At 59.5% G+C, this 9,890-nt stretch carries 11 protein-coding genes; 5 read left to right on the plus strand and 6 right to left on the minus strand.

The window, feature by feature from the left end; genetic code table 11:
* Positions 1 to 323: 323 nt before the first annotated feature.
* On the minus strand, positions 324 to 794 hold the full coding sequence (locus ACN4F8_RS15455; RefSeq protein WP_419474364.1) for a substrate-binding domain-containing protein: 471 nt from the start codon (positions 792 to 794) through the stop codon (positions 324 to 326).
* Positions 795 to 959: 165 nt separating this feature from the next.
* Between ACN4F8_RS15455 and petA the strand changes: the two genes are divergently transcribed.
* Both petA and ACN4F8_RS15465 read left to right on the plus strand, forming a co-directional pair.
* Positions 960 to 1,607: a ubiquinol-cytochrome c reductase iron-sulfur subunit gene (petA, locus tag ACN4F8_RS15460; protein ID WP_419474365.1), complete on the plus strand. Its 648-nt coding sequence runs from the start codon at positions 960 to 962 to the stop codon at positions 1,605 to 1,607.
* A 23-nt stretch (positions 1,608 to 1,630) separates the two neighbouring features.
* Positions 1,631 to 2,347, plus strand: a complete 717-nt coding sequence (locus ACN4F8_RS15465) for a DsbC family protein (RefSeq protein WP_419474366.1) — start codon at positions 1,631 to 1,633, stop codon at positions 2,345 to 2,347.
* 142 nt (positions 2,348 to 2,489) lie between these two features.
* Here the strand turns inward: ACN4F8_RS15465 and ACN4F8_RS15470 are convergent, their stop codons facing one another.
* Entirely contained in the window at positions 2,490 to 3,098 is a 609-nt protein-coding gene (locus tag ACN4F8_RS15470; RefSeq protein WP_419474367.1) for a cation transporter, read from the minus strand.
* A gap of 154 nt (positions 3,099 to 3,252) precedes the next feature.
* On the opposite strand from ACN4F8_RS15470, the gene ACN4F8_RS15475 reads away from it, so the two are divergent.
* Positions 3,253 to 3,519, plus strand: coding sequence for a zf-TFIIB domain-containing protein (locus tag ACN4F8_RS15475; RefSeq protein WP_419474368.1), 267 nt, complete (start codon positions 3,253 to 3,255; stop codon positions 3,517 to 3,519).
* Between the two features lie 642 nt (positions 3,520 to 4,161).
* Entirely contained in the window at positions 4,162 to 4,698 is a 537-nt protein-coding gene (lspA, locus tag ACN4F8_RS15480; RefSeq protein ID WP_419474369.1) for a signal peptidase II, read from the plus strand.
* A gap of 244 nt (positions 4,699 to 4,942) precedes the next feature.
* Here the strand turns inward: lspA and ACN4F8_RS15485 are convergent, their stop codons facing one another.
* On the minus strand, positions 4,943 to 6,115 hold the full coding sequence (locus tag ACN4F8_RS15485; protein ID WP_419474370.1) for a tyrosine-type recombinase/integrase: 1,173 nt from the start codon (positions 6,113 to 6,115) through the stop codon (positions 4,943 to 4,945).
* Positions 6,116 to 6,228: 113 nt separating this feature from the next.
* Between ACN4F8_RS15485 and ACN4F8_RS15490 the strand changes: the two genes are divergently transcribed.
* On the plus strand, positions 6,229 to 7,227 hold the full coding sequence (locus ACN4F8_RS15490; protein WP_419474371.1) for a DNA-binding protein: 999 nt from the start codon (positions 6,229 to 6,231) through the stop codon (positions 7,225 to 7,227).
* Between the two features lie 49 nt (positions 7,228 to 7,276).
* Here the strand turns inward: ACN4F8_RS15490 and ACN4F8_RS15495 are convergent, their stop codons facing one another.
* The 3 genes from ACN4F8_RS15495 to ACN4F8_RS15505 all read right to left on the minus strand — a co-directional run.
* The gene (locus ACN4F8_RS15495) at positions 7,277 to 8,170 is read right to left on the minus strand and encodes a hypothetical protein (RefSeq protein WP_419474372.1); all 894 of its coding nucleotides are present in this window, start codon (positions 8,168 to 8,170) and stop codon (positions 7,277 to 7,279) included.
* A 449-nt stretch (positions 8,171 to 8,619) separates the two neighbouring features.
* Positions 8,620 to 9,651 carry a Tn3 family transposase gene (locus tag ACN4F8_RS15500; RefSeq protein ID WP_419474373.1) on the minus strand — a complete coding sequence of 344 codons (1,032 nt, stop codon included), beginning with the start codon at positions 9,649 to 9,651 and terminating at the stop codon, positions 8,620 to 8,622.
* Positions 9,617 to 9,890: ATP-binding protein (locus tag ACN4F8_RS15505; RefSeq protein ID WP_419474374.1), on the minus strand; the 274-nt coding region annotated here is incomplete at its 5' end. The genes ACN4F8_RS15500 and ACN4F8_RS15505, both read right to left, overlap by 35 nt.

A 9,890-nucleotide genomic window follows, 5' to 3' on the forward strand; every position in this document is an offset into this window, starting at 1 on the left:
ACTGGTTCTCTCGGCGGTCTTCGGACATGCAATGGGCAACGTCGCTGCGGGCGCGATGGCGGCGCTAATCCTGTTGATGTGGTGGGTGTTGCCCAAGGTTCTCAAGTCGAGCGGCAAACTTTGAAGGCGATGCCATGACGAAAGCACGTGCCCGGTCTGCACTTGCTGGCTCGCTCGTTCGCTTTATCTGCTTCCGGTGCTGGATACCGTCTACAAATGGCACTCAACGCGACGGTCGAATCGCCGCGGTAATGGCAGGCAGTGGCCGCTCTTTCGACATCAATACTGCCTGCCTGATGGACTGCAAGAGCGAGTAAGTGCCATCAGTTGGTTTTCCATCCCCACTTCGAAAATATGGCACCTCCAGCTGGTGATTGTAGAAAATTCACGAACTTCTGCGCTTGTGGCTTTTCCTTGCCACGGGTGGTCACTGCAATGCCAGCATTTCGGTACACGGCGTACTCAGGTGCAATCGGGATCACATCAGCGAGATCTGGGCTCGCCACTTGCCAGATGTTCCAGATCAACCAAACATCAATCGACTGATCAGCCACCCAAGTGGCTTTTGCCTCAGCGCTGTTGCGCGCATGGGCAGCAATGTTGGAACGCAAGCGACTGACAGTGCGGATGTCCCTTTTGCGCCCTGCAGCGTCCTCCCAAGCACCGTTTGGACCAGCGCCGTTGACCACAAGGACAGACATTCCGGGGCGCAGAAGGTCCTCGAACGAACGAATGCGTCTAGGGTTGCCGGGTCGAACCAAGGGCAAAGACGCGCCTGGGCCCTTATCACTCAAGTTAATCTCCGCTCCTGCCGCACCAGATCGAGTGGCGGGACGGGAACTTGAGGTGAGCGCGGCGGCTCAAAAAAGTAAGCGACGTTGTCCTATCTCCGAGGGTAGTGCTTGTCAGGCTTGTCCTCCCGAGGGGGCAGGAATGACAGCAAGAAAGGAGCATCCCTGATGACCAGCGAAACCCACTCACTACCCGAGATCCGAATACAGCCCAAGACGGGTGGCAGTCAAGCTAAAGCCGATCTGTCGCGGCGCAACTGGCTGGCGGCTGTATCGACAGCCGGCAGTGCCGGCGTTGTTGCGACGTGTGTGCCCTTTATTGCGTCAATGTCTCCTAGTGAACGTGCGCGTGCGTTCGGGGCGCCTGTGGAGGTCGATGTCGCGGCCTTCAAGCCGGGCGAACTGCACACCGTGGCGTGGCGTGGCAAGCCGGTATGGCTGCTCATGCGTACTCCGTCCATGCTCGATGCCATTCGCGGCCACGATGCGTTGCTAGTCGACCCACGCTCCGATCGACGGGAACAACAGCCAGAATACGCGCGCAACGAACTTCGCTCGGTTAGACCTGACATCGCCGTCATGGTAGCTCTTTGCACTCATCTCGGCTGCATTCCGACCTTCCGGCCAGAGCCGGGCGCTATTGACATCGGCGCATCTTGGCCAGGCGGCTTTTATTGCCCCTGCCACGGGTCGCGTTTCGATTTTTCGGGGCGTGTTTTCAAGAACGTGCCAGCTCCCAGCAACTTGGAGGTGCCGCCTCACCACTACACCGGCGCGTCAAGGCTCCTCATCGGCGAAGATCCGCCTCGGACCTGACCCGGACCTGAGAAGAACAACCCGTGAAGCGCCTGATTCTGCCTCTGGCAATCGTGGCCGTGGCGGCTGTGGCCACTGCCGCCGGAGATGAAGCAGCAGTGCGCGCGACCCTGCTTCGCGCATTCCCGAACAGTTCAACCCTGGGGATTTCGAAAACACCGATTCCGGGCGTGTTCGAAGCCGCGATTGACGGCCGGATTGTTTACGTCACGGGAGATGGCCGCTACCTTCTTGGCGGACCGATTTTTGACGTCAATGCCGACCAAAATCTCACCGACATCCGGCTCGAACAGATCAATATGATTCCCTTCAGGAGCCTGCCTTTCGAATGGGCGTTCAAACGGGTCAAAGGTACGGGTGCACGAAAAATCGCAATCTTCGAGGGCCCTGACTGCACTTATTGCAGGGCGCTCGAGCACACACTGAAGGGCGTTGACAACCTTACCGTGTATGTATTTCTCTTCCCGATCGAACAGATCCACCCCGGCGCGGCCGCCAAGTCCGTGGCGGTGTGGTGCGCGAAGGACCAGCTCAAGGCGTGGGACGAGACCACACAAATTGGGACCACGCCCCCTGGCGCTGCGACGTGCGACAACCCACTCAACAAGATCGCGGAATTCGCCAAAAAGCATCGAATAACCGGCACCCCAACGACAATTCTCGAGGACGGACGGCGACTGGTCGGAGCAGTTCCGCTTACTGAATTGGAGGCGCAGCTGCAGAGAGCGTCAAAGCGATGAACCGTAACAATCCTTCTCCATAGTCAAACCGCGCAGGTTTGCCGATGATCAAAGACCCACCTTTGGGCTTTTTTCTGGACCTCAACATGAACACTCAATCCTTAGCTAAACACTTCACTGTCCAGCCCGGTAGCATCCCCGTTTATTCGGGTTTAGCCACGCTCTGTAGGATTTCTCGACCACCTTTCGCGGCAATCAGCGCAACTCCAACGCCCAAGATCAAATCAGGAATGTTCGATCCCAGCCACAAGACCAGCGCCCCTGAAAGCACAATAGAAGCGTTGACGATCGAGTCGTTACTCGTGAAAATCGCAGATGCTTTAAAGTTAACGTCGTTACCGCGGTGCTTGTTGAGCAGCTTTAAGCAGACCAAATTCAGCACCGCATTGACTGCGGCCATGGCCATCATTGCAGCGCCGACAGGCTCTTCGCCTCCGGCGAAACGCCGTACTACCTCGACCAGCAGCATGACGGCCAGGCCGATCAATAGAAACCCCGACAACTTCGCGGCACGGATTTTTACTGAGGCGGCCCGCCCCACTGCGTAGAGGCTGACCGCGTACACCGATGCATCCGCAAGATTGTCCAGTGCGGCACCGATCAATGCGGTGGAAGAGGCCCAGAGACCAATGCCAGCACCAGCCGCAGACTGCACAAGATTGATCACCAGGACCGCTGTCAAAATCGTCCGGTTTTGCGCGTTGCGCGCATCCAGGGCTTGGGTACTTTCGTCAGCACGTCCGTCACTCATCTCGATCCTTTTCAGGCTTTCAGCCAGTGCATTTTTTTGGGCATGGCCAAGTTACCATGTATACGGCTGTGTTCTCCGGCAGGGGGCAAGCTCGGTGGTCGTGTTCAATGGTCTGCGTCTATTGCGTCAAGACAAAATCAATTAAGGACTTATTATGCAGTGCCCGACTTGTAAAGATGTTCAATTGGTGATGAGCGAGCGTCAAGGAATCGAGATCGACTATTGTCAGCAATGCCGGGGCGTATGGCTGGATCGGGGCGAACTCGACAAAATTATTGAACGCTCCGCCACCTTACAGGCCGCACCCGTAGCGCAATCTGAGCGTGGTTCCGCAGCGCCTGATTCGAGTTGGGGGCGAAATGCCGAACATCATGGCAAACCGTATCGCAAGAAAAGCTTCCTGAGTGAACTTTTCGACTGAACCGGTAAACACGGTGCACAGCGCAGATTTGTGCGCGAACCTATAAACAGATCTCTGATCTGACAGCAGCCTCTACGACTGGTACGGCTCGCTGTTTGAGGTGCGCATCGCCGTCATAGCTGAATCAGCCAGTCACAGGCCCAATCGGGCATTGCGTTAGCTTGTAATTCGTGCGCTCCTCAGGATGCTTGCAGCCCCAGCAGTCTGGGCGGGCTTGGTCGGAATGCGGGAACAGTTCGGTTATACCGATAAAGTTGCCGTAGAGGCGCGGCGCCTCGCCTGATCCCGCTTACTGGCCCTAGTCGTCACTTGTCTGTTGAAGTGAGTTTCTGAAATGGCTCGAGCAGTAACAGGCTCCCTGCCTGCTGCACGGGTACTGGCGCCGGTGGAAGGTAGACACAGTTTTCCCAGCAGCACCGCTCTTTATGCCACGCTAGTGGTGGCAGCGTTCTGGCCGATCTTGAAGGAACTCGCACAGCCTGTGCTGATTGCTTCGCTGCCTTGGGCGGGATGGGGTAGCGTTGCCTTACGCGCTTTGCCCGCGGACGTCCTGGACGGCTGGCTGGTGGAACTGCTCTGTTTCGCGGTCGCCACCGCATTGATGGGCAGAAAAAGAACATGGACAACCTCTGAGAAGACCTCATGACCTCTGCGATATCGCGCCCCACTTTTCAGGATCGGTTGGCCACCGGCTGGACGTGGTGGTGTCTGGGCGGTGCGATTGCACTGGCCGACTTCGCCACCAAGCAGCTCGTGCGCATGACAATGCCATTGGGGGACCAGATTCCGCTCACTGGTTTCTTCAACCTGGTTCATGTCAGCAATGCCGGCGCCGCTTTCAGCATGTTGGCGGGCGCCGGAGGCTGGCAACGGTATTTCTTCACCGTTATTGCTGTAGTCGTTTCTCTCTGTCTGGTATGGATGCTCAGTTCAACACTAACTCGCATCGAGGCCCTTGCGTACAGCCTAATATTGGGGGGTGCGATCGGTAACGCCGCGGATCGGGTCATGTATGGCGCGGTCACTGATTTCTTGGACGTGTACTTGCGGAACTGGCACTGGCCGGCCTTCAATCTGGCCGACGTGGCCATTTGCGTGGGCGCCTTGGCGCTGATAACAGCTGCTTTCCTGGACGCGCAAGCCCGAACAAAATCGCAGCGCATGCACGATTCTCTTTGAGGGCGCGGTGGAATAGATCCGCTGTCTGAAACGAAGCAACCGAAATTGTTCTTTTCCGGGTGGTGGCCGTTAGCAACGCGTAGGCGATCTGTTCTTCTGAAAATTTCGACCTCTTCATTGCTTCTCCTTGCACCCTTGCAGGCTTGCCGGAATTGAACAGCACCTCCAGTTTAGAAGTGGCCGAATATGGGGGAGTCGTCAGTCGCCTTGCTCACCCCAATTGCGGACGTCAAAGGCTCCAATGTCACCGCACAGACCAACCGGCGCGGTGAGCCTGCGAGGTCGCATCATGCCGCGTGTCGTCCTCGGCGTGCAGGTAGGTGTTTGTCGTCGAGATGTTTGCATGGCCCAGGTTGTCACGGACGGCCTTGAGGTCCACCTGGTTGCTTTGGTGGGTGCCCGCCGTGTGGCGCATCCAGTGAGTGGATGCCTGCTCAATGTGCGCGGCCGCAGCTTCTGATTCCAGATCGCCGAGCAGGCGAAGCCTCTCAGCTGTCGTGCGCATCAGCGATTTGACGATCTCGTGCACCGCCGTGCGCGCCATCGGCTTGACCGGGCCGATGACAGGCAGGAGCAAAGGCGTGGTTTCGTCATGAGCAGGCAGTGCCGACAAGCCGCGCGAACGCCGGTAGTGCATCAGCTCTGCCATGAGCTCTGTGGTCGCGGGAATGAGCCGCGTTTTGTCGCCCTTGCCCGTGACCTCCAGCCACCAGCGCTCCTTGCCGTCGGCGCCGCGCCGACAGAAGAATCCTGCCATCGTGCCATCGCACACCTCAGTCACGCGCAGCGCGCCGATGTAGAGCAGGGAGAGCAGCCACCGAGCGCGGGCCGCGTGCGCTCGCTCGCGATCACTGTCCGTGGGCAGCAGTTCGATGGTTTGACGAAGCGCATGCCAGTGCGCCATCGACAAGAAGCGCGTTACGCGCGGGGCACGCTGCTGGCGCTTGCGCCGTGCCAAGGTGAGCGGGTTGCCGGCCAGGTAGCCCGCTTCGACCAGCCAGCTGAACAGGTTGTTGATGATGGACAAGGCCTGGCGCACGCTCGCTGGACTCAGCGGGCCGGCAAACGGCCGCCACGCCGGCGAGCTGCGGGCAGGCTTTTGGCCGGGAGCCATGATCCACCGGTGAGCGGGCTGCGGATTGCTCAGAAAACGCTGGTAGACCAGCAGGTCCTCGTGCGTCAGGTCCGACAAGGCCACCTGGTGCTGCAGCACGCACCACAACAGGAAGCGCTCCGACTCCCTGCGGTAGCTGGCCAGCGTGGCTGGTGAGTCCACGTACCGCGCGAGCCAGGCCAGAACCGCCGAGCGGTCGTCGGCCGCAGCGATCTGCTGGCGGCCCGCACCGCGGTTGCGCCCAGCGCGGCCATCGAGCCGTTCGGGCACGACGATTTGGTCAAGGGTGGCGATGTCGGACACGGGCGTGGTTCGTTTTGGCAGGCAGATCCGTGATTATGGACATTAGACGGATTATGTCCATAGATAAGCTCCTGATTCAATGAAAGCAACAAACTACGTTGTATTATTTAGCGATGAATAGCGAATCAGAAATCCAGGCGGAGATCGAATCCCTCAAGGAGCGGTTCACCGAAACCAAGGCCCTGTACCGCGAGGTCTGCGCGCTGCTGTTCTTTCGGCACGGGATCACGCCCACGGCCAGCAAGCTCTACCAGTACGTGCGCAAGGGCTCAATGAGCGCACCGGCAGAAGCGCTGGCCAGGTTCTGGGAGGAGCTGCGCAACAAGGCCCGTGTGCAGATCGACCACCCGGACCTGCCCGAGGCGCTCAAAGTGGCCGCAGCGGATGCGGTGCAGACCATTTGGGGGCAAGCCACCGAGTTGGCCAGGACCGAGCTGGCCGCCCTGCGGGTGGAAGCACAAGCCCAGACGGCCAAAGCGCTGGCTGATCTGCAGGCCGAGCAGGATCACGCCAAGGCATCTGAGGGTCTCGTTCAGGATATGTGTGGACGTCTGGCCGAACTGGAGACCCAGCTTCAATCGAGTAATGCAGCCCATGAGGGCGAGCGACGTGCGCACGCGGCCACCACGGCACGCACGGAGGCACTGCAGCACCAAGTGGGCGAGTTGCAGGCCCAGCAGGAGCGCATCCGAGCGGATTTCAGCGCCGAGCTGGACAAAGGGCGCACCGCCATCGAGGCAGCCAACGAGCGGGCCGCCGGCGCCGAGCGGCGGGCGCTGCGCGAAATTGAACTGGAGCGCACCGAGCGCGCAGCGGCCGAGAAACAGCTGGACGGCGTGCGTGGCAGGCTGATGGAGACCGAGCGCCAGAGCCAATCCAAGGCACTGGAATTCGCCACCGCAACCACCCGGATGAGCGCCGAACTTGAAGCCGCCAAGGCACTTGTCCAAAGCCTCACCGCGTCCCTCGATGCCCAGAGTCAGCAGCTGCAGGACGCCCGGCAGCAGTCCTCACAATTCAAAGCTGAGGCCGACACGTTGCGCAGCCTGGTCGAACAGTTCAAGCCTGGCACTGCATCAAAAGCGGCCAGGGCCAAGCGTGGCAATTCATGAGCGTCGACACGGCATCCGATTGCCAATGCGCGACTGTCAGGGCTTTGGTCTACGCCTTCGGTGTCGGAAGCTGCCGCCACGCATCCTGGTACGAAGCAGTCCAGCGTTGCCACACGTCAATGTGCCTGGGGTCGTAGGCCTTGATCATCACGCTGAATCCATCGGCTTTACCCTTGGCAGACCAATATGCGTCATGCACTGACAGCGCGTAGTCCCGAACTTCTGCGGCTGGCAGTATGAGCAACCTATACCCGCCTGGAACAAGATCGACTTCACTTGACGGGTTCGCAAGGAACGCAAAGATGAAGTTGCCGTCGCTCAGTCGGCTGACGGATTTTCTAGAGCCGAGCCGGAGGTGCTGATGCAGCCGCGCAACTTTGACGGACACAAGAAAGTCGTTGCTCTCTCCGCTTGCCTGAATGTCATAAGTCGGGAAATTCTTCGACAACAGTTCTGCGGTGTAACCGCGCGATGCCAGGAGGCTGACCGCCAATTCCTCCCCATCGTCTCCAAGTTTTTTGGATGAAGGTTGTGTCGTTGCGCGCCGCTCGTTTCCCCGGCGCGTTCCGGATTTAGCAAAAGCCACCGGTAGCGGCGTTTGCAAGCCACCCTGGTTCAAGGGCCATCGGGCGAGCGCCTCGCTGAGGATTTGCTCTTTGTGAGTTCGATTAAGGGCGAACTGGACACCTACGTACATGCACCGTTCCGCCAGGTCGAGGTTGTTCCCTTTCAGCGACTTCGTCGCGCGAAAGTAGGAGATCGCATCCGACAGGTATGCCTTGCGGCCCTTCTCCGAGAAGTGGTGAAGTCGCGCGAAGTCCTCATTCGTGAGGCCGGCAGCACGGAGTGTTTCGAGGCATTGTGAAAGTTCGCTGGGAGTCATCACGACGCTTGGGATTGTTGGCGGCCCGAGATTATTTCTGGATTGAACGTCATCGACCATCACTTTTTGCGGAAGCCTGGTTGGCGAGCGACCGCAGCAGTGAGGTGCTCTTTGTCCAATGGACGGGCCATGTCTGCTGGAAGGCCGGTGGCACGCTTATGGCCAAGTCGGCCGGCGGCAAGGTCACCGCGGAAGGAGGATACCGAAAAGCCCACGGGCGGACTTCTTTGGGAGCCTTCCGTGGGTTCAAACGGCCTTCTACCAGCGGCTTTTTGTCAGTATCCGATAGGCCGCTGCCAAACGCTAACCCCACAATTTGCACGAGAAAAGAGCTGCCTATTTTTTCAGCAATCTGCTAAGCCATTGATTTCATTGACAAATGAAAACTGCTAACCCGGTGATTTGCACAAGAAAAGAGCCGGGTCTGAAAACCAACCATCCCGAAGATGTCGTTTCAGGACACGGGCAGACGGGTGCTTCGCCCCCCACCCTTATCCAGAAGACCAGCATCAAACCCGGCGCGCGCGCAGCTTGGGCTGACGCTGAATGAGCGCGTCGGCGTACGAATCGATCTCGAAGCTGATGGTGCCCTTGAAGTTCACGTGCTCAAAGTGCACCGGCCCGATGCGCCGGATCCAGTGGTCCTCAATGGGGTGCTTGAGCGCCTTCCAGCGGTCCACGACATCCTGCATCTTCATGGTGTTCCAGGCGATCACCACGTTGGTCAGCAAGGTGTGCGACGTCGAGATGGCGCGAAGTTCATCGGCGCGGCGGCCACGTGAGACGCCCACACGGCCGTGGTACACGGCGCGCTGCAACAGATGCACAGACTCGCCGCGGTTCAGCAGCGCGTGCATTTCGCGGCGGAACTCAGGGATGGTGAAGTAGTCGCACAGAAAAATGGTACGCAGGAGCTTTCCCAGTTCGTCAGCGGCCGCGTGCACAGGGTCCCCCCGGGCGGCGCTGCCCAGGCGGGCGATGGCTTCCGCAGCCGTGAGGCGGCCTTGGCGGATGGAGGCGATAAGGCGCAGCAGCTCCATCCAGCCGTCACGGATCTTTCGCAGCGAGACCTTGCCCACGACCAGCCGCTCCAGCGACTCGGGCGGCGCAGCGCCCCTCGCCATGAACATCTTGCGCTCGGACAGCTGGCGCAAGCGAACACACAGGTCGAAGCCCAGCAGCTTGGCAATCGACATGGCTGCGTTGGTGTAGCCATGGGTGTCGACGGCCAGGAGGGACAGGCGGATCTGATCCTCGCGCCGCGTGCAATTGTGTGCTTCGACGCCATGCACCGCGGGCGCGGCCTGCCGGTCGTTGATGACGATGGGCTGGTCGTGAAACAGCGCCCAGGTGTCGAGCATGTGCACATAGATACCGACCCCGTGCTGTTTGCGGCGGTACTCCATGCGCGCCGAGTGTTGGCGCCGATGGAATATTGACCAGCTGTGCCGATTGAATTTTGACCAGGGGCTAAGGCTGCCTCTGCAGGAGGTCAGCTGTGGATAACTATAGAGACGTTCCTGGTTTCTCGCTCCCTTCATTCAACGATTGAGTGGCCGAGGTCTTGCGCTCCTGCTCCCTGGACTTGATGCGGCCCTTGGCTTCCTTGGAGCTGTGGCGGAAGCGGTAGGACTCGTTGCCGGTCTCGATGATGTGGCAGTGGTGGGTCAACCGGTCAAGCAGCGCGGTGGTCATCTTGGCGTCCCCGAACACGCTGGACCATTCCGCGAAGGTCAGGTTGGTCGTGATCATCACGCTGGTGTGCTCGTAGAGCTTGGAC

The sequence above is a fragment of the Hydrogenophaga sp. genome, assembly GCF_048549895.1.
GTDB lineage: Bacteria > Pseudomonadota > Gammaproteobacteria > Burkholderiales > Burkholderiaceae_C > Hydrogenophaga.

Bases quoted from the DNA above. Each gene is read 5' to 3' on its own strand.
- petA (WP_419474365.1), top strand. From the start codon at position 960: ATGACCAGCGAAACCCACTCACTACCCGAGATCCGAATACAGCCCAAG.
- ACN4F8_RS15470 (WP_419474367.1), bottom strand. From the start codon at position 3,098: ATGAGTGACGGACGTGCTGACGAAAGTACCCAAGCCCTGGATGCGCGC.
- ACN4F8_RS15475 (WP_419474368.1), top strand. From the start codon at position 3,253: ATGCAGTGCCCGACTTGTAAAGATGTTCAATTGGTGATGAGCGAGCGT.
- lspA (WP_419474369.1), top strand. From the start codon at position 4,162: ATGACCTCTGCGATATCGCGCCCCACTTTTCAGGATCGGTTGGCCACC.
- ACN4F8_RS15490 (WP_419474371.1), top strand. From the start codon at position 6,229: ATGAATAGCGAATCAGAAATCCAGGCGGAGATCGAATCCCTCAAGGAG.
- ACN4F8_RS15495 (WP_419474372.1), bottom strand. From the start codon at position 8,170: ATGGTCGATGACGTTCAATCCAGAAATAATCTCGGGCCGCCAACAATC.
- ACN4F8_RS15500 (WP_419474373.1), bottom strand. From the start codon at position 9,651: ATGAAGGGAGCGAGAAACCAGGAACGTCTCTATAGTTATCCACAGCTG.